Origin of the sequence: Candidatus Pelagibacter sp. IMCC9063, assembly GCF_000195085.1 — a bacterium.
Taxonomy (GTDB): Bacteria; Pseudomonadota; Alphaproteobacteria; order Pelagibacterales; family Pelagibacteraceae; genus IMCC9063.
Genome location: NC_015380.1, coordinates 744,002 through 770,894, shown reverse-complemented (window position 1 = coordinate 770,894; position 26,893 = coordinate 744,002). Strand labels below are relative to the sequence as shown.

Below are 26,893 nucleotides of genomic sequence, written 5' to 3'. Positions count from 1 at the left end.
AAGTTTTGGTAGCGGGAGGCAGACTTGAACTGCCGACCTCAGCGTTATGAGTGCTGCGCTCTAACCACCTGAGCTACCCCGCCACTTGAAACGTGAACCTATATATCAAATATTCTATCTAAGTGAATAATAATCTTCTCTGAATCTGTGTCAACAACTGTGCCCAGATTGGATACGCGTTGATAGAGGTGCCTATAGAGCTAGATTTAAACAGTGAACACTAAAAAGTTTTTTGTTATCAACCCAAGTTTTCTCAATTTTCCATCCAGCTTCGTTAGCTAAGTTTTTGAAGGATTTAATCGTGTATTTATGAGAATTCTCGGTGTGAATCTCTTCATTTTTTTTAATTAAATATTTTGAACCATTGATTCTAATAGTGTTATTATTTTTGGATTTTAATCTCATCTCAATTCTTTTTTTTGATTTATTGTATATCGCTAAATGTTTATAGGAATTTAAGTTTACATCTCCACCCAATTCAGTGTTTATTCTTTGTAATATATTTTTGTTAAATTTTGCAGTTACGCCTTTTTTATCATCGTAAGCGGAAATTAGAGTAGGAATATCTTTAACCAAGTCAACACCAATGATAATTTTTTTTGCTTTAAATTTTGATTTAAGCATTTTTAAAAATTTAACAGCATCTTTTTTTTCAAAATTACCAATGGTTGATCCCGGGAAAAAAATGATTATATTTTCCGATGAATTAATCTTAAAAGGTAGTTTGTTATTTCCCGAAAAGTCATACCCTTTTGGAGTAATAGCTACTTTTGGAAATTTCCTTTTAAAACTTTGAGATATTTTGGTCATATAATCTTCAGAAATATCTAAGGGTATGAATTTTTTTGGCTTATCTAAGTTGCTAAGAAAAATAGCTATTTTTTTGATGTCTCCAGCTCCAGGTTCAATTAAAACTGCGCTCTTACCTATCCTATTGGCAATTTCAATTTTATTATCTTTTAAAATTTTTCTTTCTGTTCGTGTTGGGTAATATTCTTCTAACTTAGTAATTTGTTCAAAAAGTTTTGATCCATGAAAGTCATAAAACCATTTAGAACTTAACTTCTTGTTTTTCTTACTTAAACCGAGACTTGCTTCTTTTAAAAAAGATTTCATTTTATATCAGGCATAACTAAAAGACGACTAATTGGCATTGAAAATCGTCCTTGTCTTTCACCATCAGTGCTTTCTTTGGATATTGCAAGTAAGTTAGATAGACTTGTAATCATTAATTTTCTTTTTTCTGACTTTAAGACAAATGCAGCATAGAAAAATCCTGCTGCAATTTCAGCTACTTGCGTAACTGGTCCCTCCATAGAGACAACATTTGTTTCGATAGTTACATATGCTTCTGGAAAAGTCTTGTGTACAAGATTGCTTAGGCTTTCAGATCCTCGTATTCTTGGATCACCTAAATCAATCTCTCCATAACTAGGTATTTCTTCTTGAACATAGCTATAAATTAAATCGTGTACCTCTGAGTAGCCAGGTGCTGTATTCATTGGCCCATCAACTAATGCTGCAAACCGACCCTCAGGAGTTAAAACTCGTCTGACTTCATCTAACACAGGACCTATCGGGTCCATTAATGTTAAAGCCCAATGACATAACACTATGTCGATAGAGTTATTATTGATTGCTGTCAAATTTTGTGCTTTTGATTCAATGAGATTAACTCCGCTGTTTATAAGACGAGTCTTAGCTAATACCAATTCTTCAGGACACATGTCTATACCTTTTAAATTTAAATTTTTATTGCGATCAAATAAGATTTTTAATAATGGCCCTGACCCACAGGCAAGATCTAATACACGTAAACCCTCATTATCAGGCACAAGTTCAGCTAGCCATTCATAACTATTACGTCCAGTTTCATCACGACAAGAACTTGCACATGCTTCTGTAAATCCAGTATGTTCTTGGTGGACAGTTCTTAAATGATCAACTAAAGCATTGCCATCAGGACATAAATTACGAGAAAGACTATCAGTCCAGATTGAATTTAGTCCCTTCTGACTATTTATAGCTTTCATGATTTGTCTTTAACTGGCCAACAAATTGGATTTAGTGGACTAGCGGCTACGTCTCCAGGTTTGACATTGGGCATAAATTTCTGCCAGTCACCAGAGACCATCGTAGGTGCATTAACTACTCTCGCTCCATCTCGGTAATAGGTATTGGCTAGAGCCACTCGGCTACGATTAGTACGGTTGCGTGAAGCGGTATGAAAATTTAAATTATGGTGAAAGCTAACTTCGCCCAGTTCAAATGGGGTTTCATTCACACTTACATTATTTTTTGAAAATATATCTGAGACCCCACGGTCATATCCAGTACCAGTCTTTTCAAACGTAACAGCGTTAACTAATTCGTGGACATCAAGTGGATAGGCAAAAGAGAGTGGTCCCATCTCAAGAGGAATTGGCTGTGCTGGCGCCCAAGCGGTAACTACGTCATTAGTATCTAGCGGAAAATGATGATCGTCAAAGTGCCATGGGGTACGACCACAACCAGCTTGTTTAGCTAGTACATTGTCATGATAAAGTCTAACAGCTGGTACTTCAAGGAGATCTGCTGAAATTTGCCCTAGACGCGGTGATAGTACGTAAGCACGAAGGATTGGGTTGTCAGGCCAAATCATTTCAAGACTAAGGAAACGGTCATGCGCTTCTTTATCTGGATCAACCTTAAACTCTTCTTTTAATAAATTAATTAACTCAGCTCGAAGTTTTAGCACGGCCCCGGGTGAGAAAACCTTCTTAAGTTTTATGAAACCATTTTTTTTAAAAAAATTAATTTGGTCATCAGCTAAATGGTAGGGCTCAGCTAATTCTGAGACAACTTCATCATCACTGGGTATTGCAATATCTGGTAAGGGATCGGCATTAATGATTTCATCTTCTTTAACATCGTTATCTGCAAGACTAACATACCAGTCCCACCAGGCCTGATTGTTCTTATCCCATGGTTTGCTGATATCGGTAACATCAGATATTTTAGAATTTAGATTGTCATTAGAGCTTGTCATTTAGAACAACATTATAGTTTTTTTTTATTAGTAAAAGAGCATTTTGACATGGGTTATTCATTTACGGGTTTTCAAAAAAAGTGAGTAATAATTCAAATTATTATGGACGCTTAAACGTCATTTGACCGCTTCTTAATCACTTCAAATACTTAGTGAAAAATATAATTCGTGACTTTTGTTTATTATAAAGAATTTAAAGTGAGACTAAAATTTTTTTTTAAAAGTTTTTTTGCCACCAGGTTTAAATCCACTCTTTTTGCGAGAAACAGAGGATTTTCCACCTTTTGATTTTCTATCAAAAGACCCTTTTTTTTCTCCTGGAAATTTACCTTCAGATTTTTTAAAACCAGCTTTCTTTCTATCGTGAAAACCACTGCCTTTTTTTCGTTTCTCAGAAAAGTCTGACTTACCTTTTTCTGCAAAACTTTCTTTACTACTAGATCTAGGCTTAAAAGAAGGTGCTCTATCTTCTCTATTGCCAAAGCCATTTCCTCTTTTAGGTCTATCGCTAGAAGGTGTTTTTCTTCCATACCCTGCGTTTTTTGGTTTTGATTTTTTTCCTTCAGATCTAAACTCAGCTGGTTTTCTGCTTGAGAAATCTTTTTTATCACTTCTTTTAAAGCTACTCTCTTTTTTATCATCTCTTCTAAAGCTAGTTTTTTTCTTATCGCGAAAACTGGATTTTCCACCTTTATCAGAACGAAACCCATCTCTAGGTCCGCCTCTTTTAAAAGGTCTCTTCTTGCTATAATCATCTCTACGTCCACCTGATCGTTTTGAATCGGATGAACTTTTTAATCCAGGATTTAAAATTTTTTCAATTTCGTGCCATTTTCTCTTGTCACTTGGTGTTACAAAACTCCAGGCAGTGCCGCTCGCTCCTGCTCTTCCGGTTCTTCCCATGCGATGAATAAAATCTTCTGCTTGTTGAGGTAAATCAAAATTTACTACATGCTCAATATGAGGAATATCCAATCCTCTCGCAGCAATGTCTGTTGCAACTAAGACATGAATTTTATTTGCTCTAAATTTAGCAATAACTTGGTTTCTTTTATTTTGTCTTAAATTTCCATGCAAAGAGTCTGATTCAAATCCTTCTTTTTCTAAATTTTTGGCTAATTTTTTTGCATTATGTTTTGTCTTCACAAATACTAGCGTGGATCCGTGTTTTGTTTTTACTTGCTCAACTAAAGTATTGTATTTATCTTCTTGTCTTAAGTTAATGACTTCTTGCTTAATAGTAATCAATGTAGCATTGGCTGCAGCAACGCTTACTCTCTCTGCATTATTTAAATATTTTTTAGATAGTCTTTCTATAGAAGGTGCGATCGTTGCCGAAAACATTAAAGTTTGTTTTTGTTTTGGCAGAAATTTAATAATTTCATCAATTTGGATACTAAAACCCATGTCTAACATTCGATCCATTTCATCTAAAATTAAAAGATCCACTTTGTTTAATAGTAAAGATTTCCTTTTTAAGTGGTCATTCACTCTACCTGGAGTTCCCACTACTATTTGTGGCTTAGTTTTTAATCTTCTTAATTGTTTGTTCATGGGCTCTCCGCCTACCAAACAAACACTTTTAATAACACTCTGTTGAAATAATAATTTTTCGATAACATCGTTAACTTGCTTTGCTAGCTCACGTGTAGGAACTAAAATAATTGCTCTATTAATTTTTTTGGTAGCAATCATCTCAATCATGGGAATACAAAATGCTGCTGTTTTTCCAGTGCCTGTTTGTGCAGATGCTAAAATATCTTTTTGCTCTAAAATAATTGGAATCGATTTTATTTGAATTGGTGTAGGAGTATCAAACTTCATTTTAACTAAAGAAGCATTAAGATTCTTATTTAAATTCAATTCTTGAAAATTTTGCATAGAGGTTTTTTATAAATACTATTAATGGCTGTTTGATATAGTGAACAAAGGGTAAGTCAATCAATTAAAGAAAATGATTCGTTTATTAAGCTAATTAGATCAAAATCATGACTCCTGTAGCTAGTAATAAAAAAGCCATGACGATTTCAATGATCTGCTTCACTCTGGGGTAGGACACGAAGGTTCGAATACCACTTCCAAATAATGCCCAGATACTAATAGAGGGCAAACAAACAATTGGGGCAATAGATGCGAGATAAAAAATTCCTGTAACAAAATGCTCATCTTTTGGAAAAAAAACACTAACTGCCGTAATTGCCACTACCCAAGCTTTGGGATTGAGAATTTGAAATAGAGATGCTTCATAAAATTTTAAGGGCCTTCCTGATTCTTTTGTATTTTTTTTTATATTTAAAGACCCAAACATTTTATAAGCTAAAAAAAATAAATACAGACATCCTGCTATTTTTAAAGTTTGTTGAATAAGAGGATAAGTTTGAAACAAAGTTCCAAGTCCTAAAGAAACTAAAGAAATTTGAAAAAAATGCCCTAATGGAATTCCTAAAATATGTGGAATAGTTCTTTTAAATCCATATTTAATTCCAGAAGTGGTGAGCATTATATTATTGGGTCCTGGGGTAACAAACATTACAAAATAATATGCAATTAATGCTACGGTCAATTCAATGCTGATCATGGAAAATTAATTTAATATAAGGAATAAAACAAAACTACAGAAGCTGCTGTACCGGCAAAAATACTAAAATATTTTATGCTAGATTTGTTTTTGCTTTTTTTCTCTAGATTGGCTTGCGCCATTAGTTCAAAAATATTAGCTTTTTTAGAAATTGCCCTTGAGGGATATAAAGAGCCAATATTATTGTTATATAGACTTTCCTGATTTTTATAACTAAAGCGCTCTTTAATTGATGACATTATTTTTCTTTACAATATTGAATTAGACTACAAAAATTCTTTCAATACAACCCCTGATACTAATAATTTTTAGTGACAATATTGTTTTTTAATCTAAAAGGGTTGCATTATATGGGATATCCAAAAAAACATAGAGGCCGAAGAAAAGTGGGCTCCAAAAGAAGAAGAGCAAAAAGAAAAGCTAAGAAAAAGTAGTTTTTTTTATTTTCAGTACTCTTTATTTAAGAAGTGGATACAATCCATCCACCGCCGTATACCCTCATCCCCTTATCATCTTTCCTATAAAATACGCATGCTTGACCTGGAGAAACTCCAGACTCTCCTGCTTGCAAAGTCACTGATGTCGCGCTGTCACTCACTCGGCATGGTAACAATCTTCCAGTAGACCTTACTTTAATAAAAAAATTTCCCTCAAGTTCTTTAGGGTCACAAAGAAAATTTATTTCTTTTACCTGGATCTTTGTAATGTTCAAATCCTGTCTAGAACCTACTATCACATCTTTGGTTTCAGGATTAATTTTAATAACAAAGATTGCTTCCTCCTGTCCACCTACTTTAATTCCTTTTCTTTGCCCGATAGTAAAATTAATAATTCCATTGTGCCTTCCTAAAACTTTTCCTTCTAAGTCAACTATGTTGCCAGGATCATATGACTCGGGTCTTAACTTTTCAATTACAGATTTGTAATTACCATTGGGAACAAAACAAATGTCTTGGCTATCTGGTTTATCCGCAACTGATAAATTCATTTTTTTGGCAAGATCTCTTGTTTCTTGCTTAGGAAGATCTGCTAAAGGGAAGCGTAAATAATCTAACTGTTCTTGCGTAGTAGAAAATAAGAAATAACTCTGATCTCTATTGGCATCTACAGGTTGATACATTTTAGATTGGTTTAAATTACCAAGACGTTTTACATAATGACCTGTTACTAAAGCATCTGCTCCTAACTTTTTTGCTGATTTAAATAGATCTCTAAACTTTACCGTTTGATTGCAACTAACACAGGGAATGGGCGTTTCTCCTTTCAAATAGCTATCTGCAAATTTCTCAATAACTTCTTCTTTGAACAAACTTTCATAATTAAATACATGATGCTCAATATTTAATTGCTCACTGACTCTTTTGGCATCGTAAATATCTTTTCCAGCACAACATGTTCCTGAAGTTTTTCCAATCTTTCCATAATCATACAATTGTAGAGTAATGCCAATTACATGATAATTTTGTTCTTTCAGCAAACCAGCGACAGTAGAAGAGTCTACCCCTCCTGACATTGCTACTACCACTTTTGTCTCCTCTGGTGCTTTTGCAAATCCTAAGGAATTGATTGAGTTTGTGTTTGTGTGAGTTGATAAAGACATAAATGATATATATCACTTAATTAATATAAATTAACAATATTTAGAAAATGTTTTTTGATTTTGATCCAGGTGATTATGTGGTTAACCCAAACAATACTGATTGGGGTGTAGGTCAAGTTCAGTCCATTATTAACAATATTGTGACTGTTAATTTTACTAATGCTGGTAAAAAAACCATCAATGCCAATAAAATTGTGCTAGACAAATATAATGAAAAAGCTGAGTAAAAAAAACTACCCAACTATCGTAAAAAAACTATTACCTTTCTTTGTTAAAGCAGGAAAAAAATCTATTGAACTATCAGGTAAAAAATTAAAAATATTTATCAAATCAGACCAAACACCTGTTTCCAATGGAGATCTTGCTGTAGATAAAATTTTACAAGATGCCATTAGATTGATTACTCCTGATATTGAAATTGTCTCTGAAGAGACTGTTGAAAATAATAAAGTAGGTATACGAACAACCTTTTGGTTAATTGATCCTATCGATGGAACAAGCTCTTACATAAAAAATAAAGATGAATATACTTTAAATGCGGCGTTAATTGTAAACAGGAAACCAGTTATAGGAATTGTATTTGCACCTAAAAAGAAAAGATTATTTTATTCCTATGGCAAAGGGCATGCTTATGAAATTAAAAATAACAAAAAGATTAAACTCCAATGTAATTTAATAAAAAAGAATGCTGTAGCTGCATTAATGAACTCATCCAAGCCCTCTAAGATAATCAAAAAAATACTAACAAAACATAAAGCCACTACTTTTTTAGATGTTGGAAGTTCTTACAAATTTTGTTTAATTGCTTCTGGAGAATTTGATATTTATGCCGCTAGACCTCGAGCTAAAGAGTGGGATATAGCAGCAGGTCATGCGCTAGCAGAGCATGCTGGTGCAGTTGTTTCAACCCATCAACATAAAACCATTGTTTATGGAAAGCCTCGTTTTTACAACCCCTCTTTACTTGTTAGGAGAAGTAAAAATATTTAATTATGTTACAAAAAGTTCTTATCATTATCGTATCTGTCTCTATCTTTGGAATTTTGCTTTTTAGCTTTGTTCGTCAAAAATTAAAGAGGTATGTGGATTATTTAGTAGAAGAAGAAAAGAAAAAAAAGAAAAATAAAAAACTATAGTTTTTTCTCTAAAATTTTTAATTCTTTTTTATCTATATTCAAGACTTCCATAGAAGTGTCGTAAGAAAAACCTGCTCTAGCCAATACTCCAATGTCTTTTTTCAAAAACATTTCTTTATTTGCATCTGGCCGATAAGGTCCTATCCTTCTTCTTTTACATATTTTAATTGCAGAGTAAAAATCAGGATCCTCATTATCATTTTTAATATTTTCAATAGTCCTTTTTAATAACTCACTATCAATTCCCTTTTGAGACAAGGTCATTTTTATTTTGTTAAGGGAATATCCCCTCTTTAAAAAATTTTTAGATTTCATTTCTGAATAAAGATCGTCATTAATGAGGCCTAATTGCTCTATATTATTAATAACTTTATCAATCTGTTCTAAAATGATGGATTTATTAGCACTACCCTGATCGTCTGAAAGAACTTTTCTAAACAAATATAGCCGCAAGTCTTTTTTAGAAGGTTGGTACTTGTCTAGATAATTAAGTGCAAGCTCTTTAATTTCCTCGTCTGTTTCATAACTTTTCTTGCTAGATTTGTAATAATTCATATATAATAATATTTACCTATCATAACATGGAAACTATCAAAGAATTTTTTACCTTAGAAACAATTTATCTTGTGTCTAATTATGCAGTTATCCCTTTGTGGGTCATGCTCTTAGTCGCTCCTAATTCTAAATTTACTAACATTATAATTAATACTATTGCACTTCCGGCAATTTTTGCCTGCACGTACGGGTACCTTTTGTATCAACAATTTTACAATGGTGGAATATTTGCTGAAGAAGCAGCAAGTATCGCTCTCAATAATTTTTCTTTATATCTTGGAATAGATCAGCTCTCTTCTTTATTCGCTAATAAAATATTTTTATTAATTTTTTGGATACATTTTTTAACTATTAGTATTTTTGTAGGAACATGGATTGCAAAAGATGCATTAAGAAATGGGATTCATAAGTACGTAGCTGCCTTACCTTTGGTTTTAACTTACTTTACAGGGCCGTTGGGCTTATTTTTGTATTTGTTTGTTAGGCTCATCATTATTCAAAAAATTAGGATTCATGATTAATGGCTAATAAAAAAATTGATTTTTATTTCGATATCAGTAGTCCCTACTCTTATTTGGCTCACACCCAAATAAGAAAATACGAAAAAGAAACTGGTGAAAAGATAAATTATATGCCTATTTTTCTAGGAGGCTTACATAGGCTTGCTGATATCACAGCCCCAGGTCTCAATCCTTTGAGAGGAAAGTATTTAATCAAAGATTTAAAATTATTTGCAGATAAATATAAAATCAAATATCAATTTAATAGATATTTTCCTATTAAGACTATTCAAATTATGCGTGGTGCTATTGTTGCTGGGCAAAATGACTATTTTCAAAATTACATTGATAAATTCTTTATTGCAGCGTGGGTAGATTCTTTAAACTTAAATGATGAAAAAATTTTTGAAAAATTTTTAAAAAATATGGATATTAATTATAGTGATTTTGCAAAAAAATTATCAGACCCAACAATTAAAGATGAATTAAAAGATAGAACGGATACCGCGTTTAAAAAAGGGATTTTTGGGGCTCCTACATTCCTTGTGAATGAAAAAATGTTTTGGGGTCAGGATAGGTTAGAATTTGTTTTTAAAGAAGCTAAAAAATAATTATTTTTTAACTTCACAAATTTCAGATCTGGTTAAAAATCTTTTTCCAGTTCCATTATCTAGCGAAAACATACCACCCATACCTTTAATACAATCAATAATTAGATCTGTATTTTTCCATGCCTCATGTTGGGTTTCGCTGATATAAAATGGAATCCCACCAATCTCTCCTAATAAAACATCCTGATCTCCTACCAGAAATTCTTTGGAAGGGTAACACATTGGGGCGCTACCATCGCAGCAACCACCTGATTGATGAAATAAAAGATCATTTCCATGATCTTTTTTTAATTCTTGAATTAGCTGAAGTGCAGAGCTGGTAGCAGAAACTTTCATTTTTTTATGGCCTATATTTAATTATAGACCATTGTAATAAATTGTTTAAAAGAATCCTAATTTTTTTTCACTATAAGACACGTGCAAATTCTTGACTTGCCTATAATGATTTAGCATCATTTTATGAGTTTCTCTTCCAATTCCAGACTGCTTATAACCTCCAAAAGCTGCGTGAGCTGGGTAAGCATGGTAACAGTTAGTCCATACTCTTCCGGCCTGAATACCCCTTCCCATTCTATATGCGATATTTCCATTTCGAGTCCAAACTCCAGCACCTAAACCATAAAGAGTGTCATTCGCTATACTTAATGCTTCCGCCTCGTCTTTAAATGTGGTGACTGATACAACAGGACCAAAAATTTCTTCCTGAAATACTCTCATTGAATTATTACCTTCAAAAATAGTTGGTTGTATATAATTTCCTTTTTCTAGACCACTATTTAATTTTGCAACACCTCCTCCACATAGAACTTTGGCGCCCTCTTTCTTACCTAAATCTAAGTAAGATTTTATTTTTTCCATTTGCTCTAGCGATACTTGAGCACCGATCATGGTTTCCATTTTTAAAGGGTTATCTTGCGTAACAGCTTTTGTTCTTTCTATGGCTCTCTTTATAAATTTATCATAGATAGATTCTTGAATTAGTACTCTACTAGGGCAAGTACAAACTTCACCCTGATTAAGAGCAAACATTGTAAAACCTTCAAGACATTTATCAAAGAAGTCGTCATCTTGATCCATAACATCCTCAAAGAAAACATTTGGAGATTTTCCACCTAATTCTAAAGTTATTGGAATTAAGTTTTGTGATGCGTACTGCATAATCAAACGTCCAGTTGTAGTTTCACCTGTAAAAGCAATCTTTCTAATTCTTTTAGAAGATGCTAAAGGCTTCCCTGCTTCAAGACCAAAACCACTTACAACATTAAGAACTCCTGGAGGTAATATATCTCCAATCAATTCCATTAAAAGTAAGATGGATGCTGGTGTCTGTTCAGCTGGCTTCAATATAACACAATTTCCAGCAGCTAGTGCTGGTGCAAGCTTCCATGTGGCCATTAATAATGGAAAATTCCAAGGTATAATTTGAGCAACTACACCAAGTGGCTCAGGGATATGATAAGAATATTCACTATTACTTATCTCTGAAACAGAGCCTTCTTCAGCTCTAATAACTCCAGCAAAATATCTCCAGTGGTCAACAACTAACGGTAAATCAGCTGCCATACATTCTCTAATTGGCTTTCCGTTATCCAAACATTCAGCTGTAGCCAATAGTTCTAAATTTTTTTCAATAACGTCGGCTATCTTAAGTAGTAGATTTGATCTTTCAGTTATTGATGTAACTCCCCAAGCAGGAAAAGCAGCATGTGCAGAGTCTAATGCAGCTTCAACATCACTTGCATCAGATCTTGCTATAGAACATATTACTTCATTATTAATTGGGCTTACATTGTCAAAGTATTTACCAGACTTTGGTTTAACAAATTTTCCACCTATAAAATTTCCATATTTTTCTTTAAAAGGAAATTTAACTTTTAAGTGAGACGTATCTAATGTTTTTGAAATATTTATTTTTGATTCTGTGCTCATTTTCAGCTCTCCCCTTGAAGTTATGATTTTAATTATTTAACAATAAAAATTGTTTACTGTCAAACTGAGATTTAAAATAATTTATTTTATAATTTTGTAAGTAAATTAAAATAACAAAAAAAATATGTACAATTATAAGTTGTAACTACTTTCGCCATGACTTCCAAAATCAAGGCCCTCTCCTGTTTCTTCATCTTCTGAAACTCTTAACCCAGTTGTTAATTTGATAATTTTTATAATAATTACAGTTCCAACAAATGACAGAAGAGCTACAGTTAATATTCCAATTACCTGTATCATAGTTTGTTCTAAGGCAGATTTTTCCAAACCTACTCCTCCAAAAAAATCAGTAGCTAAAATTCCTGCTAACAAGGTACCTATTATGCCACCCACACCGTGAACTGCAAAGACATCCAAGGAATCATCGATATGAAGTTTTAACTTAACAAACCCAACGCAATAATAACAAATGCTTCCAGCTAAAATTCCTAAGATAATTGCACCCATTGGTCCAACAAATCCTGATGCCGGAGTTATAGTTGCAAGTCCCGCAATCATTCCTGTGATCATTCCTACCAAACCTGGTTTTCCATTTTTAATCCAATCGATAAACATCCAAGTAATAGTTGCCGTAGCTGCAGAAATATGAGTAACTAACATTGCCATTCCAGCGTTTTCATTTGCTGCTAAAGCTGATCCAGCATTAAATCCAAACCAGCCAACCCAAAGCATACAGGCTCCAATCATCGCTAATACAGGGCTGTGAGGAGGATTAAAATTTTTGGGAAAGTCTTTTCTAGATCCTAAAGAATATGCAATGACCAAAGCAGACACTCCAGCGGTAGTATGGACTACTAGCCCTCCTGCAAAATCGAATACACCCATTTTTGCTAGCCATCCACCACCCCAAACCCAGTGAGTTGCAGGTGCGTATACCAAGATTAGCCAAAGAACCGTAAATAAAACAACTGCAGAAAATTTCATTCTTTCGACAAACGCTCCAACAATTAGAGCCGGGGTAATTATTGCAAAAGTCATTTGAAACATAACGAAAACTGTTTCTGGAATATCTCCAGACAAACTTTTTAAATTAACTGTTTTTAGAAAAATTTTATCTAAATTTCCAATGTAAGAACCTTCTCCACTAAAAGAAAGAGAGTAACCTAATACAAACCAAACAACCGAAGCCAAGACAGCAATGACTAAACATTGGGCCAAAACTGAGATAGTATTTTTAGATCTAACTAGTCCAGCATAAAACAAAGCAAGGCCTGGCAAAGTCATAAATAAGACTAAAGCCGTTGATGTTAAAATCCATGCTGTATTTGCGTTACTCATAAGAAGTAAACTAAGCTGTTGAATGAAGTTTAGTTATGTTAAATACGCATATCTTTTATGCACTGGTATAATGGATGTCATTTTTGCTCTACTTTTTGTATAGAAAATCCAGTATCTATCAATGATTGAAACCCTCCATTAACATGCATTACGTTAGTAAAGCCCATTTCCATCAAGGCCTTGGATGCGAGTGCACTCCTCCAATTAGAAGCACAATATAAAATTTTAACCATCTCAACTTTTAAGTCAGATTTAAAATAGGGACTTTCAGGATCTAGCCAAAATTCCAACATACCTCTAGGTATGTGCCTTGCTCCTTTAACGGTTCCTGATTTCCACAATTCCCTAATATCTCTTATATCGATTAACAAATGATTATCCAATTCCAATAAGGTCTTGGCTTCTTTAGGCTCAATTGTAGTGACAATTTGCATAGCCTCATCTACTAAAGACTTAATAGTTTTTATTTTCATAAAATACTTTTAACAACTTATCAATTTTTAAGCTAAGAAACTATTATCAATTAATTAAGGTCAAATTCTTTTTGTTCAATGCCCAAATAATACAAGATTGTCTCAAGATCATTAAAAAAGACTTGGTTATCTACTTGGTCTCTTACGATTTGGTGCGCATGATAACCCACTCCTAGGCCAGCATTAGTTAACATTCCTAGATCATTAGCTCCATCTCCTATTGCAACTACTTTAGATTTGGAAATGTTTTCTTCTTCAGTTAATTTGTTTAAATAATTTAATTTTGAATTGTTTCCTGCAGTGATTGGCACATACTCTCCTGTGAAACAATCATTTTTAAATTTAAATTCATTACTAATAACATTTTGAAATCCCAATCTCTCTCCTACAAAAGTAGAAATAGGAGCAAAGCCTCCTGTCACCAAACTAGTAATAAATCCTTTTTGATTAAGGGTTTTGACCAACACTTTAGAGCCTGGATGAAATTTAATTCCCGCTAATGCTTGGTCAATTAGAGTTTTAGGTTTTCCTTTTAAATAATTCAGTCTTGTATTTAATGTTGTTTTAATATCAATCTTACCCTCCATTGCTAACTTGCTAGTCTCGTCAATGTTAGCTTCTACGCCACTGATTTTAACTAGATCATCCAGAGTTTCATTTTCAATAATAGTAGCATCCATATCTGAGAGTAATATTTTTTTATCCCTATTAGCTAGGGTCTGAATACAAATATCTATTTTTTCTAAATGACATTTATTTCTCATCTCTTGATTTTGATCTTGAGTTAAAGATTCTAAATAAAAATCATAAGCACGCTCAGAAAGCTTAGTTTTTTTATTGATTTGAAGAGAGAGGGTATTTTGAAAATAATTCGATAAATCTTCTATAGCGAGCAAATTAGAGTGTACGAGTGTAACAATCTTATTTTTACTGTTCATTAAAGCTTAAATATTTGGCCTGAATAACTAACGGAATTTTTTTAATACTTTCTATTACCGTTTTTTCAATTTCGCTATCTGTTGAAATGAGCGCTACAGCCTCGCCTCCAGATTTTTTTCTTCCTAAATTAAAAGTTCCAATATTAATTTTATTATCTGCTAACACTTTGGATAAATCACGAATAAAACCAGGTTTATCTTCATTGCTAATATATAAGTTGTGGGCTGAAAGTCCCGCATCAATCTCTATTCCTTTTACCTCTACTATCCTTGGCTTGCCAGCAAACAAAGTTCCTGAAACAGATCTATTTTGTTTGTCGGTAGTTACTGTCAGCTTAATACATGTTTGATATTCAGATTGTTTTTGATGTTTCACTTCTGAAATTTCAATAGATTTGCTTTTTGCAACTAAAATAGAATTGATGACATTAATATTGTCCATCGTAGGTTTAAGTAGTGAATAAATAATAGTTTGTAAAAGTGGTTGGGTGTTAATTTCAGATGCTTGCCCTTCAAATTCCACTTGAATAGATTTGATGGCATTTTCTGTTAATTGCCCAGCAAACCCTCCTAGCTGTGAGCATAAAGACAGATAAGGCTTTACGGAGGTATATTCTTTTGCAGTTAACGAGAAAGTGTTTACTGCATTCATAATAGCTCCCGTTTTTAAATAATCACTTATTTGTTCTGCAATTTGCAAAGCAACTTTTTCTTGGGCTTCTGTGGTAGATGCTCCTAAGTGAGGAGTTAAAATAAGATTTTTAGTTCCAAGTAAAGAGCTGTCTTTAGGAGGCTCATTCACAAACACATCTAAAGCAGCACTGGCAACTTGTCCTGATTCCAGATTCTCTTTTAAAGCATCCTCATCTACCAAGCCACCTCTTGCGCAATTCACAATTCGTACACCTTTTTTCATTTTGGAAAAAGATTCTTTACCAATAATATTTTTCGTTTTTTCTGTAAGAGGAGTATGCAAAGTAATAAAATCTGATCGTTTAAACAAATCATCTAAGGATACTTTTTCTACACCCAGCTCTTCTGCTTTCTTGTCTTGTAGAAAAGGATCAAATGCCAATACTTTAAACTGTAGCCCTAAAGCACGCTGGGCAACAATAGATCCTATATTTCCACAGCCTATAACACCTAAATATTTTCCAGTAACTTCAATTCCTTTGATAGAAGATTTTTCCCATTTTCCTGCATGGGTTGTTTGGCTAGCAAAAGGAATTTGTCTTGCAGTAGATAAAAGTAAAGTAATAGCGTGTTCAGCAGTAGTAATAGAATTTCCAAATGGTGTATTCATAACCACTTTTCCATTGTTAGTGGCAGCTTCTAAATCAATATTATCAACTCCAATTCCTGCCCTACCAATTACTTTTAATTTTTTACAAGACTCAATTACTTTTTTAGTAGCTTTCGTGGCTGAACGAACCACCAATCCATCATAATCTTGCAGCTCTTCAATAAGAGCAGATTCATCCAAACCATTTTTAACAATCGCTTCAATGCCATTATCAGAAAAAATTCTGACTGCTTCTTCACTCAATTTATCTGCTATTAAAACTTTAAACATTTATTCTTTTATACTTTGGTAACCCCATTCAATCCATGGCAATAAGGTCTCAATATCAGAAGATTCTACCGTAGCACCTCCCCATATTCTAAACCCAGGTGGCGCTGTTCGGTATGCATTAATATCAAAGGCAACTTGCTCTTTGTCTAAAAGACTGTTTATTTCTTTTATTTTTAATTGCTGTTGATCTTCTGGTAATTCTAAAAACCAAGAGTCTGTAATTTTTAAACAAATACTTGTTGAAGAAAGAGTTGAAGAATCTTTTGCTAAAAAATCAATCCAGTCTTTTGATTCAACCCATGTTTTAACTACTTGCAAATTTGATTGTGACTTATCAATAGAGCCCTTACTTCCTCCAATAGATTGAATCCAATTTAAAGCATCAATCGCATCTTCTACACAAAGCATAGAAGGAGTATTGACCGTTTCTCCCTTAAAAATACCCTCAATTACTTTCATATTGTTGGCTAATCTAAATATTTTAGGAATAGGCCAGGTAGGTTGATACTCAGATAGTCGCTCTAGGGCTTTTGGAGATAAGGCTATCATTCCATGAGCAGCTTCTCCGCCTAAAACTTTTTGCCAAGACCAAGTTATCACATCTAATTTATGCCAATCCATATCCATAGCAAAGACTGCGGACGTAGCATCACAAATAGTTAAACCTTTTCTATTGTCAGGTATCCAATCTCCATTTGGCAAACAGACTCCAGAAGTAGTTCCATTCCAATTAAAGACGATATCATTATCGAAATTAATTTTTTGAAAGTCTGGCAACTCGCCGTAGGCTGCTTTGTGTATGCTTAGGTTTTTTATTTTTAGCTGTTCTTTAATATCTTTTGCCCAATCATTTCCGAAACTCTCCCAAACCAAAGTCTCCACTCCAGTTTTTCCAAGCAAAGACCACATGGCAGACTCAATTGCTCCTGTGTCTGAACCAGCTACAATTCCTACTTTATAATCTCTAGGTAAATTTAAAATTTCTTTACTAAGACTAATTACTTCTGCCAATCTCTGCTTAGGAAGTTTTGCTCTATGCGATCTTCCTAAAGAATTTGTTTTTAAGTTTTGAATATCCCATCCTGGACGCTTTGCGCAGGGGCCTGATGAGAAGTTAGGGTTATTTGGTTTGGTTATTGGTTTATCAATCATATTCGTAATAAAAAATCGGTGCAACTATATTTAGTTACACCGATTTATAAATGTAAAAATTTTTTAAGCGGCTACTTTTAAAGGTATCCCGTATTTAATAGAAATGCCTGATAAAAAATTCCACATAAATTTAGCGGTAGTCAAAGCAGCAGTTTCTGCTTTTTTTTGCTCAGCTTCAGTTAGTTCGTTAAGAAGTTTTTCACACTCTTGTCTATGAACTACGTCAGCACCTTTGTGAACTTCAAAAAACATCAAACCTTCTTCGGTAGTAACTCCGTAATGTTTTTTTAATCCTTGGATTTTTGTTTCTGCAATTTCAGGAACTTGTCTTTCGTAAGTAAAAAAAGAACCTAAGCCTTCTGCATAACTTGATCTTGCTTGTTTGAAAAAATTTTCAATCATTTCAGAAGTGAATTTTTCTTGTGGTTTTTGTTCAATCTCCTTTGAATCAGCTCCCATTGCTAATGCAAAATTTTTCCACAATTTTGGATGATCATTTTCTCTATCTTCCTCTTCGTTTAAATTTTCTAATAAAATTTTTCTTTGCTCAATGTCTTCACATAGTGAATGCGTAGCACTGATATATCGAGGGAATGCTTTTACGTGCTGATAGTATTGCTCAGCATAGTCTTTAATAATTTCTCTAGTTAGCTTTCCTTCATTCCACGCTTGGTAGAATGGATGTTTTAATAAGTGATATTCATCTAATTTTTCGTTTAACGCTTTTGAAAACATTTTTATTCTCCTGATTTTATTCGGTTATTAAATTTATAGAATTTTCACCTGCATAATCAATACATTTAAGAAGGATACTAACAGGCAAAAAAAACAGCCTTAAAATCTAATTTAAGGCTGTTTTTTAATAAAAAAATTATCCTTGTTTATTGAACATTTCCTTTAAAGCTTTTGCAGGCAAAAACTTAACTTTTTGAGATGCTGAAATTTGGATAGTTTCACCTGTTCTAGGGTTTCTACCTTGTCTAGCTTTTCTTTTTGCTACTTTATAAGTACCAAAACCAGCTATTTTAACATTGTCATCGTTTTTTAATGCATCTAAGATAATGTTTGTTATTCCATCAAATGTTCTTTCTGCATCTGCCTTGCTAAGATTCATGCTTGCTGAAATTTTAGCTATCAGTTGTTTTTTGTTCATTTTATTGACCTTTCGATTCGTTATATTTTTTAATATGATTAAAAAACCCGTAAAATCAATGAAAATATAGTGGTTGTCATATATATGAACACAACCTGTGGTGATAACTTGAAAAAAAATGGCTTTTTATATGGTTTTTTAAAAAATCCCTAATCCTTTTAAATCATTAAAAGTGGCAAAAAACATTAGTGTAAACAATAGAAAAAACCCAAATCTATAAAAGTACTCCTGTATTTTTTCACTTAGAGGCTTTCCTCTCGCAAATTCAATCAAGTAAAAAAACAAATGTCCGCCGTCTAATAAAGGTATAGGGAACAAATTAATCAGACCAAGACTTATGGAAATATATGCCATAATCGATAAAAATGGGAAAAACCCATAGTCTGCGACCTGTCCTGTAATTTGAGCTATTTTTATGGGTCCACCTAATTGATCTGGACTTGCAGAGCCAGCTATTACATTTCCCAAGTAACCCAGTGTTAAAGTTATAGTTTTGTAAGTTTCTTTAAAGGCAAAATAAATGGCCTTAGTAGGACCGAGCTGTTGTCTGTCCATTTTGTTATTTAATGGTGCAATTTTAATACCAATCATTTTTCTTTGAGATTTATTTCCCAATGAATCAGTTCCTGATTTGACAATTGGCATAATCTCAAATTTTAGTAACTTAGAATTTCTTGTAATTTCAAATTGAATCACATCATCAGCACCTGGCATATTAATCAAAGCTGACACTTCGTTGATACTTTCTATTTTTGTACCATTAATAAAAGAAATTTGATCGCCAGCCTTTAGACCTGCTGATGCAGCTGGACTTTCTTTTTGTACCTCTTGAATAATTGGAATGGAGCTATCCTTGCCCTTGATCATAAAGATTAAGGAAAAAATAAAAATTGCTAATATAAAATTAGCAATCGGTCCTGCAGCCACGATAATGGCTCTTTGATAAAGAGGCTTGTTTGCTAATAGTTTGTAGTGGTCCTTGGAATTAACTTCACTTGGTTTTGAAGGTTTGCTTGCAGCATTACTATCTCCAAAAAATTTCACATATCCCCCAAGTGGAATAAGGCAAACTTTCCATCTAGTTCCATCCTTATCAAACCAGCCAAACAATTCTTTTCCAAATCCAATAGAGAAATCGGTTACTGTAACTTTATATTTTTTTGCAAAATAATAATGTCCATACTCATGAATAAAAACTACCACTGATATTAATAAGATAAAATAAAAAGCGCTTTGTAAGAATGAAATCATTTATAGTTAGATAGATATAATTAAATAAAGACCAATGCAAAGTATTATTAGTCCAGAGACTATATTAATTCTTCTAACGAACAAATTACTTAGATATTTTTTAAAACTTAAGCTAATGTTAACTAAAATAACCCACCACAACATAGATCCTGAAAAAATACCCAGAACTAATATGCTTGAATGAATAAAATTAATTTCTTGAAATAAATAATTAATATTAGAAAGAGCTGCTACAAAGGCAATCATCGTTATGGGATTGCTGAGTGTAATTAAAAAGGTAGAAATAAAATCTTTTATATTGGTCTCGTGTGTTACCAGAACAGTCTCGGAGGAAGATTTTTTTCCTATCATCATTCTAGCTCCAATAAATATAATACAAAGGCCTCCTGCCAATCTTAGCACTGGTTGATTAACCAGGGCCTGTCCTGAAATAGCAGTTAAGCTATAAATCGCAATAAGCCCGTAGATAAGATCCGCTGCAGCAGCTCCTAAACCAGAAAAATATCCTGATATTTTTCCATATTGTAAAGTTCGGTTGATACATATCATGGCTATTGCCCCGACAGGCAGTGCCACTAAAAAGCCCACTAACAAACCCGATAAGTAAGTAATCAAATTTTCTCCTCTGATTGAAGCTTACTGTATTTTAATAATTTTTTGAATTTTTTTTAGATCTAGATAGCTGAAGGACCAGTTTCACCTGTTCGAATTCTAATTACTTTAGACAAATCGGTTACAAAAATCTTCCCATCTCCTATTTGATCTGTTTTCGCAGCCTGCTGTACTGCCTTAATAACCGCTTCTAATTCTTCATCTTTAACTGCAATTTCCAATTTTGACTTAGGTAAAAAGGAAACCTCAATTTCTGTGCCTCGATAAACCTCTTTATGCCCTTTTTGACGTCCAAAACCCTTTACTTCGGTAAGAGTAATTCCTGAAATGCCAACTTTAGAAAGTTCACTTTTAACACTCTCTACTTTATTTGGATTGATGATCGCAGTAATTAGTTTCATAGTTATTAATTATAATAAGACATTTTTAATGTCTACGCAATCAGTGAATATCTAGAATTCTGATTGTTTAATTTTACTAAAAATAAAATCTCTAAAAGCTTTAACTCTAGCAACATTTTTTAAAGACTGCGGATAAACAAAGTGAGCTTCATATGTAGGACCTGTTATCTCTGGTAGCACTTTCACTAAACCTGGCTTTCCTACCGCCATATAATTTGGTAACGCTGCAAGACCAACACCGCTTTCTACAGCTAACAATAATGAATAAATATTATTCACTTTCATAACTGCTTTTCTTTTTGATTTAGTTCCTACTTTTAAAATCCACTCTTTTTGGGAAAGAGGCGAAGGTGTGCCTCGTCCGTAAGTAATTAATTTATGTTTATCTAATTCTTTCCCTGTTCTAGGCACTCCATGTTTTTCTAAATATTTTGAAGAGCTATAAATATGGTAATTAATATTAATTATTTTTTTTTGAATATAATTAAGTTGCTTTGGTTGTCTCATCCAAATGGCAACATCTGCTTCTCTTATGCTTAAATCCAGTTCTTGATCAGTCACAATCAACTCCACTTCAATATCAGGATTTTTTTCCATGAACTCTTGAATTCTAGGTGTGAGCCAGATTCCACCAAAGCCAACTACTGTTGTAACTACAATCTTTCCTGATGGTTTGTGTTTCTCATCCATCAAATCAGATTCTACATCTTTAATTTTAGATATTACTTCATTGGCAGTTTTGTAAAGAAGCTCACCATTGTCTGTTAAAGACAATCCTCTTGCATGCCTTTCAAACAGGGTACATTTAAGTTCATGTTCTAAAGATTGTATTTGCCTACTAATTGCTGACTGACTAAGATGAAGAACTTCTGCAGCTTTTGTAAAACTTGTAGCTTGTGTTACTGCATGAAATATTTTTAACTTATCCCAATCCATTGTTACTGATTCACATCCACTACAACTCTTCCAGATATTTCTCCTTTAAGAATCTTAGAAGACGATTGAAGAAGGTCTTCCAATGACCACACCTCTGTTGCTTCATGTAATTTTTTGAAATCAATAAGATCCTTTGCTTGAGACCAAACAAATTCTCTTCTTTTAGAAGAGCACATAACTGAATCAATACCCCATAATTTTACACCTCTAATAATAAAAGGCATAACTGTAGTATCTAATTTATAATTACTTGCCAAACCGCAAGCAGCAACAACTCCATTAGGTCTAGTTTGTGAAAGCGCTCTCGATAAAATTTTTCCTCCTGCTGTATCCACCACTCCATCCCACAAAGCCGCTTCTAGGGGCTTAGATTCTTGATCCATTTCAGATCGATCTATCACCTCGCTTGCACCCAATTCCTTTAAAAAATTAACCTTATCTTTTTTTCCTGTAACACCAGTAACGTTGTAACCCATCTTAGCCAAAGCCATCACAGCCACGCTACCTACACCACCTGTTGCTCCGGTAACTAATACATCCTTAATAGGATCTCCCAATAAAATAGATTCTCTTGCTTGAATTGCAAAAGCACAAAGGAGTGCTGTAAAACCAGCTGTTCCTAAAGCCATAGCATCTTTGTTTGAAATTCCCTCTGGTGTTTTAACTAAAAATTTACTTTTTACTTTCGCGTATTGGGAATAGCCACCATAATAAATTTCACCTACCCTCCATCCAGTAAGAATAACTTTGTCCCCAGCTTTAAACTTTGGATTAGAGCTCTGCTCTACTGTTCCTGCAAAATCAATACCGGGAATATGAGGATAGTCTTTAACTAGTCTGCCACCATTTTTCAAAATCATTCCATCTTTATAATTAAGGCTAGAGTAATCTACCTTTACGGTTACCTCGTCTTCTTTTAAAAAAGAAAGGTCAATTTCTTGTAAGTTTCTCGTGAAGTTCTCACCTTCTTGATTCACCACAATGGCTTTAAATTTATTCATAGACATTCTCCTTTAGTTTCTCATTTTCTTTTTCATTAAACACAAATAGTCGTTCTGTATCTAAATCAGCATTTTCTGCTAGTACAAAACAAATGTTACTGTAACCGCAGATGACATAGCCTATTTCTGGCTTAATAGTATAATATACGCGTGGATGATCTAGCTCGGTTACAACATGTGTAGTATCAACAGATATTTTTTTTAGATGATTAAACTTTTCTGGAACAGAAATCATGACGATTAATCTTTTATGTAGGATAGAAATCTTTTTTGAAGATTTTGACTGTCACGAAATACTCCTGTGAAATAGTTAGTGATAGTTGTTGCTCCTTCTTTTCTAACTCCTCGTGTAGTCATACATTGATGCTCCGCATCTATACTCACTGCAGATCCATGGGATTTCAAACCTTTGTAAATAGAATTGGCAATTTGCATAGTTAACCGTTCTTGAGTTTGCAATCTTCTAGCATACGCATCTACTACTCTTGCAAGCTTGCTTAAGCCTACTACTTTTTCAGAAGGAACATAGGCAACGTGTACAGTTCCAATAATGGGAGCCATATGGTGTTCGCAATGACTATGAATAGTAATGTTTTTTTGTATCACCATGTCATCATAGCCCTCCACATCTCCAAAAGTTTTTTCTAGATAATCATCAGGATTGATTAGATAACCTCCAAAATACTCCTGAAATGCTTTAATTACTCTTTTTGGAGTTTCTACTAAACCCTCCCTATCAGGGTTCTCTCCAACGAATTTTAATATAGTTTTAATAGCTTTTTCAGCCTCGTCTTTAGAAATCTTTTCTAAAATTTTATCTTTTATATCTGTTACGTTTTTCATTATTTTTGTAAAATCAACTTATAATATATATGTATTTTTTAAAATGGTTATATTGTCTTAAATGTTTAAAGAAAGAAAATCAGTAAAAGAAGTTGAGGAAGGTAAGTTTTTATCACCTAAGTTTGATGAGAAAGGCTTAATTCCCGTAATTACTACTGATGTCAAAACTAAAGAAATCTTAATGCATGGCTATATGAATGAAGAAGCCTTTAAAAAAACTATTCAAACAAAAGAAGCTCACTACTGGAGCAGATCTAGACAAAGCATTTGGCATAAAGGAAAAACTAGTGGCTTTGTTCAAAAAGTTCTGTCTATACGAATTGATGATGATCAGGACGCCGTATGGATATCTGTTGATATAGGTGATGGTGCAAGTTGCCACGTGGGGTACAACTCTTGTTTTTATAGATCGATACTTTTAAACGAGAGCAAAGATCCTATTGAAATGAAATTTGAAGAAACGGAAAAAAAATTTGATCCAGAAGTTGTTTACAAGGGACAGCCAAATCCAACCAAATTATGAGTTTAAAAATATTAAGTCCTTTTGGACCTAAGATGGCACAGCTATCATTGCCAAAATCATTAGTAGCTAAAATTAATCAAGAAGTAGATAAAATTATAACAAGTAGTATGCTATCTAAAAAATATAATTATTCTAAAAAATTAGCTGGTGAAGTGGAGCAGGAAATAGAGATGCCCAATATATTTGTAAATAAATTTCTAAAAAAATTTTTTGAAATTAATATTAAATCTTTTGTAAAAGATGTAACTGGGAAAAATACTAAACAGGTTAAATTGAAAAATTTCTGGGTAGTTCGTCAGTTCGCTAATGATTATAACCCTGTTCACTTTCACGATGGAGACATTTCGGGAGTTGGGTATTTAAAGCTTCCCAAAAACTTTAGCAAAAGTAAAAAAAAATATTCCACGAATGGCTCTATTGATTTTGTACATGGTAGCCGAATGTTTTTAAATAAGAGTATTCTCAATCACAAGCCTAAGGTAGGAGATCTTTTGTTTTTTCCAAACTACTTAATGCATACTGCTTATCCTTTTTCGGTGGAGGGTGAGAGACGCTCTTTTTCTTTTAATGCAGAAATAGATAAATCTATATCAAAAATTTTTCATGGATAATTCCAATAAACAAAAAAATGTACTAGGTGAAGATTTAGAATCCTGTTCTATGGATCCGGTAACGGGTTGGTATCGTGATGGATGTTGCAACACAGATGAAAATGATAATGGAACTCACACTGTCTGTGCAAAAGTTACTGATGATTTTTTGCAGTGGTTAAAAGAGAATGGTAATGATTTAATTACACCAAGGCCTGAACACAACTTTGATGGTTTAAAAAAAGGCGACAACTGGTGTGTTTGTGCTGATTGGTATGCAAGAGCAGTAAAGGCAGGTCATCCCTGCAAAGTGTATATTAAAAGCACCAACATCAAGACTTTGCAACATATTGATCTTAATGCGTTAAAAAAGAATGCAATCGACTTAGCCTAAAATTATGGCAATCCAAAAAGTTATTTTTGATGTCGGGCAGGTATTAGTAAAATTCAATCCTCAAAATCTATTTATTAAAATTCTTAAAGATGAAGAAAAAGTAGATTTTTTTTTAAAAAATATTTGTACTTGGGAGTGGCATATTCAACAAGATTTAATTTATGATACCTCCAAAGCAGCAGGGCCAGTGATAAAAAAATATCCAGAATACAAAGAAGCGATAGAAGCTTTTTATGGTAGATTTCTAGAGATGATTGATAGCGTTCATCAAGAAAATGTAAATCTAGCTTTAAAACTTAAGCAAAAAGGCTATCCAATCTATTTGCTTAGCAATTTTCCAGGAGATCAGTTTGAAAAATATAGATTGCAAAATAGTTTTCTAAATGAGTTTGATGACAGAATTATTTCGGGTGATGTTGGATTAGCCAAGCCAGATATTAAAATTTATCAGCTGGCGATAAAAAAATTTAATCTCAACCCTGAAGAATCTTTATTTATTGATGATAAGATTGAAAATACCAAAGCTGCTGAACAAGCAGGAATAAAAACCATTCAACTACAAAATCCAGAAGATTTAGATAAAGAAATAAGAAAATTTATTGATTTATAATAAAAAATTGCCCTTTCTTAAAAGATACACACAATGAATTTTTTTGTTGTAAATTGCGCATGAAATTAGCTATAAAGACTTAATGATTGAATTTTTAAATATGGGTGGACATGCTATTTTTGTATGGAGCTCTTACGCTATAGCATTAGGTTTAATATCTATCCTTTTTTACAAAACTACAGCAAAATATTCTAAGCTTGAAACCAGTCTAGAAAAGAAAACTACCAGACAGGTAGAAGTTCAGTCTTTACCTCAAGAAATTTAAATTTTTTTTAACCTAGCAATATGCTTAGGTGTAATCTCACAACATCCACCCAATATAGTAGCCCCTGCTTTGTGTATTTTTTTTGATATGGAATAAAAAGTAGCAGGAGTTAAGTCTTTTCTTTTTCCAAGTTTTACATTGGGATTGTTCGAGTCTGGCTTCCATCCAGCGGGAATATGCTGAAAGGCATTAATCTTAAAACCAAAAGGTATTTTTATTTTTAAAATTTTTTTTATCAGAGGCTCCAAGTGTTCTACGGATACACATGCAACTACAACACCCAATGGATTTAGTTTTGAAAGTTTTTTAACTACAGAAACAAAATCCTCTCCAGAAGGTAATTTTTCTCCCTCTCGAATGTGAATACCTACTAAAAAATCTTTCTTTAATGGCGCAATTGCTTTAATTGCTATTTCACACTCCTTAAAACTACTCATTACATCTAGGTAAAAAAAATCAACATAAGGGTTGAGAATTTTTGCTTGCTCATAAAAATACTCCTTAATTACATTCAAATCAGTTCCCATATCTGAAAAATAAGTAAAATGTTGCGGTGGTAAGCTTCCAGCTATCAAAATTTTTTTTTTCGATTCTTGCACTGCTCTTTTTGCTAAAATTCCTGCTGTTTTGTTTGCAGATTTAAATTTAGAAAGGACTCCATTCTCTATCATTCTTCTTTTTCTGCTTCCGAAACTGTTCGTTACAATAACTTCTGCTCCTGCTTTAATAAAATCTAAATGAGTATCAACTATTATTTTATGGTATTTTTTGTGAAGCAATGCTGTTGCTCCCCATAGAGTTCCCTCTGGTTTTACTCCCCTATTCAATAATTCCTGGCCCATTCCTCCATCAAGAATTCTAGTAGTGTTAAAGAAATTTTTATCCAAATTTTTTTATCGTTAA

At 33.1% G+C, this 26,893-nt stretch carries 35 protein-coding genes and 1 tRNA gene; 10 read left to right on the top strand and 26 right to left on the bottom strand.

Translation table 11 applies throughout. From position 1 onward, the window contains the following. Positions 1-6: 6 nt before the first annotated feature. The 8 genes from SAR11G3_RS04060 to mnmA form a co-directional block, all read right to left on the bottom strand. Positions 7-83, bottom strand: a tRNA-Met gene (locus SAR11G3_RS04060). Positions 84-192: 109 nt separating this feature from the next. Continuing rightward, positions 193-1,116, bottom strand: a complete 924-nt coding sequence (egtD, locus tag SAR11G3_RS04055) for an L-histidine N(alpha)-methyltransferase (RefSeq protein WP_013695506.1) — start codon at positions 1,114-1,116, stop codon at positions 193-195. Further along, positions 1,113-2,033 (bottom strand): class I SAM-dependent methyltransferase, encoded by a 921-nt coding sequence (locus SAR11G3_RS07000; RefSeq protein ID WP_013695505.1) that lies wholly within the window; start codon positions 2,031-2,033, stop codon positions 1,113-1,115. The genes egtD and SAR11G3_RS07000 overlap by 4 nt, the downstream gene beginning before the upstream one ends. After that, positions 2,030-3,028 carry a phytanoyl-CoA dioxygenase family protein gene (locus tag SAR11G3_RS04045; RefSeq protein WP_013695504.1) on the bottom strand — a complete coding sequence of 333 codons (999 nt, stop codon included), beginning with the start codon at positions 3,026-3,028 and terminating at the stop codon, positions 2,030-2,032. Before SAR11G3_RS04045 ends, SAR11G3_RS07000 begins: the two co-directional genes overlap by 4 nt. Before the next feature lie 204 nt (positions 3,029-3,232). Continuing rightward, positions 3,233-4,909: a DEAD/DEAH box helicase gene (locus SAR11G3_RS04040; protein WP_013695503.1), complete on the bottom strand. Its 1,677-nt coding sequence runs from the start codon at positions 4,907-4,909 to the stop codon at positions 3,233-3,235. Positions 4,910-5,003: 94 nt separating this feature from the next. Next, positions 5,004-5,606, bottom strand: a complete 603-nt coding sequence (locus SAR11G3_RS04035; RefSeq protein WP_049775423.1) for a LysE family translocator — start codon at positions 5,604-5,606, stop codon at positions 5,004-5,006. An 11-nt stretch (positions 5,607-5,617) separates the two neighbouring features. After that, on the bottom strand, positions 5,618-5,845 hold the full coding sequence (locus SAR11G3_RS04030; protein ID WP_013695501.1) for a hypothetical protein: 228 nt from the start codon (positions 5,843-5,845) through the stop codon (positions 5,618-5,620). Positions 5,846-6,066: 221 nt separating this feature from the next. Then, positions 6,067-7,206, bottom strand: coding sequence for a tRNA 2-thiouridine(34) synthase MnmA (mnmA, locus tag SAR11G3_RS04025; RefSeq protein WP_013695499.1), 1,140 nt, complete (start codon positions 7,204-7,206; stop codon positions 6,067-6,069). A 47-nt stretch (positions 7,207-7,253) separates the two neighbouring features. Between mnmA and SAR11G3_RS04020 the strand changes: the two genes are divergently transcribed. From SAR11G3_RS04020 to SAR11G3_RS07305, 3 genes are read left to right on the top strand one after another with little or no spacing between them, the layout of a single operon-like run. Further along, on the top strand, positions 7,254-7,433 hold the full coding sequence (locus tag SAR11G3_RS04020; protein WP_013695498.1) for a DUF3553 domain-containing protein: 180 nt from the start codon (positions 7,254-7,256) through the stop codon (positions 7,431-7,433). Continuing rightward, on the top strand, positions 7,417-8,196 hold the full coding sequence (locus tag SAR11G3_RS04015) for a 3'(2'),5'-bisphosphate nucleotidase CysQ family protein (RefSeq protein ID WP_013695497.1): 780 nt from the start codon (positions 7,417-7,419) through the stop codon (positions 8,194-8,196). The genes SAR11G3_RS04020 and SAR11G3_RS04015 overlap by 17 nt, the downstream gene beginning before the upstream one ends. A 2-nt stretch (positions 8,197-8,198) precedes the next feature. Next, a complete protein-coding gene (locus SAR11G3_RS07305; protein WP_013695496.1) occupies positions 8,199-8,342 on the top strand; it encodes a hypothetical protein in 144 nt (47 codons plus the stop codon). On the opposite strand, the gene SAR11G3_RS04005 is transcribed toward SAR11G3_RS07305, so the two are convergent. Continuing rightward, positions 8,337-8,897 (bottom strand): regulatory protein RecX, encoded by a 561-nt coding sequence (locus SAR11G3_RS04005; protein WP_013695495.1) that lies wholly within the window; start codon positions 8,895-8,897, stop codon positions 8,337-8,339. The genes SAR11G3_RS07305 and SAR11G3_RS04005 overlap by 6 nt on opposite strands. 26 nt (positions 8,898-8,923) lie before the next feature. On the opposite strand from SAR11G3_RS04005, the gene SAR11G3_RS04000 reads away from it, so the two are divergent. After that, positions 8,924-9,418 carry an ABA4-like family protein gene (locus SAR11G3_RS04000; RefSeq protein ID WP_013695494.1) on the top strand — a complete coding sequence of 165 codons (495 nt, stop codon included), beginning with the start codon at positions 8,924-8,926 and terminating at the stop codon, positions 9,416-9,418. Beyond that, positions 9,418-10,008, top strand: a complete 591-nt coding sequence (locus tag SAR11G3_RS03995; RefSeq protein ID WP_013695493.1) for a 2-hydroxychromene-2-carboxylate isomerase — start codon at positions 9,418-9,420, stop codon at positions 10,006-10,008. The genes SAR11G3_RS04000 and SAR11G3_RS03995 overlap by 1 nt, the downstream gene beginning before the upstream one ends. On the opposite strand, the gene SAR11G3_RS03990 is transcribed toward SAR11G3_RS03995, so the two are convergent. The 16 genes from SAR11G3_RS03990 to folE form a co-directional block, all read right to left on the bottom strand. After that, entirely contained in the window at positions 10,009-10,344 is a 336-nt protein-coding gene (locus tag SAR11G3_RS03990) for a DUF779 domain-containing protein (protein ID WP_013695492.1), read from the bottom strand. It lies immediately after the preceding gene. A gap of 45 nt (positions 10,345-10,389) precedes the next feature. Beyond that, the gene (adh, locus tag SAR11G3_RS03985; protein WP_013695491.1) at positions 10,390-11,937 is read right to left on the bottom strand and encodes an aldehyde dehydrogenase; all 1,548 of its coding nucleotides are present in this window, start codon (positions 11,935-11,937) and stop codon (positions 10,390-10,392) included. A gap of 132 nt (positions 11,938-12,069) precedes the next feature. Beyond that, a complete protein-coding gene (locus SAR11G3_RS03980) occupies positions 12,070-13,275 on the bottom strand; it encodes an ammonium transporter (protein WP_013695490.1) in 1,206 nt (401 codons plus the stop codon). 77 nt (positions 13,276-13,352) lie between these two features. Continuing rightward, complete coding sequence (locus SAR11G3_RS03975) at positions 13,353-13,748, bottom strand: rhodanese-like domain-containing protein (protein ID WP_013695489.1); 396 nt, start codon at positions 13,746-13,748, stop codon at positions 13,353-13,355. A gap of 50 nt (positions 13,749-13,798) precedes the next feature. Further along, a complete protein-coding gene (gene serB / locus SAR11G3_RS03970; protein ID WP_013695488.1) occupies positions 13,799-14,686 on the bottom strand; it encodes a phosphoserine phosphatase SerB in 888 nt (295 codons plus the stop codon). Continuing rightward, positions 14,676-16,259: a phosphoglycerate dehydrogenase gene (gene serA / locus SAR11G3_RS03965; protein ID WP_013695487.1), complete on the bottom strand. Its 1,584-nt coding sequence runs from the start codon at positions 16,257-16,259 to the stop codon at positions 14,676-14,678. Before serA ends, serB begins: the two co-directional genes overlap by 11 nt. Beyond that, on the bottom strand, positions 16,260-17,411 hold the full coding sequence (locus SAR11G3_RS03960) for a phosphoserine transaminase (protein ID WP_013695486.1): 1,152 nt from the start codon (positions 17,409-17,411) through the stop codon (positions 16,260-16,262). A gap of 63 nt (positions 17,412-17,474) precedes the next feature. Beyond that, entirely contained in the window at positions 17,475-18,146 is a 672-nt protein-coding gene (locus SAR11G3_RS03955; protein ID WP_013695485.1) for a CADD family putative folate metabolism protein, read from the bottom strand. Positions 18,147-18,282: 136 nt separating this feature from the next. Beyond that, positions 18,283-18,564: an HU family DNA-binding protein gene (locus SAR11G3_RS03950; RefSeq protein WP_013695484.1), complete on the bottom strand. Its 282-nt coding sequence runs from the start codon at positions 18,562-18,564 to the stop codon at positions 18,283-18,285. Positions 18,565-18,702: 138 nt separating this feature from the next. Then, complete coding sequence (rseP, locus tag SAR11G3_RS03945; protein ID WP_013695483.1) at positions 18,703-19,815, bottom strand: RIP metalloprotease RseP; 1,113 nt, start codon at positions 19,813-19,815, stop codon at positions 18,703-18,705. Positions 19,816-19,821: 6 nt separating this feature from the next. Beyond that, positions 19,822-20,430: a LysE family translocator gene (locus SAR11G3_RS03940; protein ID WP_013695482.1), complete on the bottom strand. Its 609-nt coding sequence runs from the start codon at positions 20,428-20,430 to the stop codon at positions 19,822-19,824. Positions 20,431-20,489: 59 nt separating this feature from the next. Further along, positions 20,490-20,828 (bottom strand): P-II family nitrogen regulator, encoded by a 339-nt coding sequence (locus SAR11G3_RS03935; protein WP_013695481.1) that lies wholly within the window; start codon positions 20,826-20,828, stop codon positions 20,490-20,492. Between the two features lie 51 nt (positions 20,829-20,879). Next, on the bottom strand, positions 20,880-21,764 hold the full coding sequence (locus tag SAR11G3_RS03930; RefSeq protein WP_013695480.1) for a LysR family transcriptional regulator: 885 nt from the start codon (positions 21,762-21,764) through the stop codon (positions 20,880-20,882). 2 nt (positions 21,765-21,766) lie between these two features. After that, positions 21,767-22,765 (bottom strand): MDR family oxidoreductase, encoded by a 999-nt coding sequence (locus tag SAR11G3_RS03925; RefSeq protein ID WP_013695479.1) that lies wholly within the window; start codon positions 22,763-22,765, stop codon positions 21,767-21,769. After that, the gene (locus tag SAR11G3_RS03920) at positions 22,758-23,000 is read right to left on the bottom strand and encodes a zinc-finger domain-containing protein (RefSeq protein WP_013695478.1); all 243 of its coding nucleotides are present in this window, start codon (positions 22,998-23,000) and stop codon (positions 22,758-22,760) included. The genes SAR11G3_RS03925 and SAR11G3_RS03920 overlap by 8 nt, the downstream gene beginning before the upstream one ends. A gap of 5 nt (positions 23,001-23,005) precedes the next feature. Further along, positions 23,006-23,608 carry a GTP cyclohydrolase I FolE gene (folE, locus tag SAR11G3_RS03915; protein ID WP_013695477.1) on the bottom strand — a complete coding sequence of 201 codons (603 nt, stop codon included), beginning with the start codon at positions 23,606-23,608 and terminating at the stop codon, positions 23,006-23,008. A gap of 61 nt (positions 23,609-23,669) precedes the next feature. On the opposite strand from folE, the gene hisI reads away from it, so the two are divergent. From hisI to ccmD, 5 genes are all read left to right on the top strand, one after another. Further along, a complete protein-coding gene (gene hisI / locus SAR11G3_RS03910; RefSeq protein WP_013695476.1) occupies positions 23,670-24,131 on the top strand; it encodes a phosphoribosyl-AMP cyclohydrolase in 462 nt (153 codons plus the stop codon). After that, positions 24,128-24,742, top strand: a complete 615-nt coding sequence (locus tag SAR11G3_RS03905) for a putative 2OG-Fe(II) oxygenase (protein ID WP_013695475.1) — start codon at positions 24,128-24,130, stop codon at positions 24,740-24,742. Before hisI ends, SAR11G3_RS03905 begins: the two co-directional genes overlap by 4 nt. Then, a complete protein-coding gene (locus tag SAR11G3_RS03900) occupies positions 24,735-25,115 on the top strand; it encodes a DUF2237 family protein (RefSeq protein WP_013695474.1) in 381 nt (126 codons plus the stop codon). Before SAR11G3_RS03905 ends, SAR11G3_RS03900 begins: the two co-directional genes overlap by 8 nt. A 4-nt stretch (positions 25,116-25,119) precedes the next feature. Further along, positions 25,120-25,725 carry an HAD family hydrolase gene (locus tag SAR11G3_RS03895; protein ID WP_013695473.1) on the top strand — a complete coding sequence of 202 codons (606 nt, stop codon included), beginning with the start codon at positions 25,120-25,122 and terminating at the stop codon, positions 25,723-25,725. Positions 25,726-25,807: 82 nt separating this feature from the next. Continuing rightward, positions 25,808-25,990 carry a heme exporter protein CcmD gene (gene ccmD / locus SAR11G3_RS03890; RefSeq protein ID WP_013695472.1) on the top strand — a complete coding sequence of 61 codons (183 nt, stop codon included), beginning with the start codon at positions 25,808-25,810 and terminating at the stop codon, positions 25,988-25,990. Here ccmD and SAR11G3_RS03885 read toward each other — a convergent pair. Beyond that, positions 25,987-26,877, bottom strand: a complete 891-nt coding sequence (locus tag SAR11G3_RS03885; protein WP_013695471.1) for a homocysteine S-methyltransferase family protein — start codon at positions 26,875-26,877, stop codon at positions 25,987-25,989. The genes ccmD and SAR11G3_RS03885 overlap by 4 nt on opposite strands. Positions 26,878-26,893 lie beyond the last annotated feature (16 nt).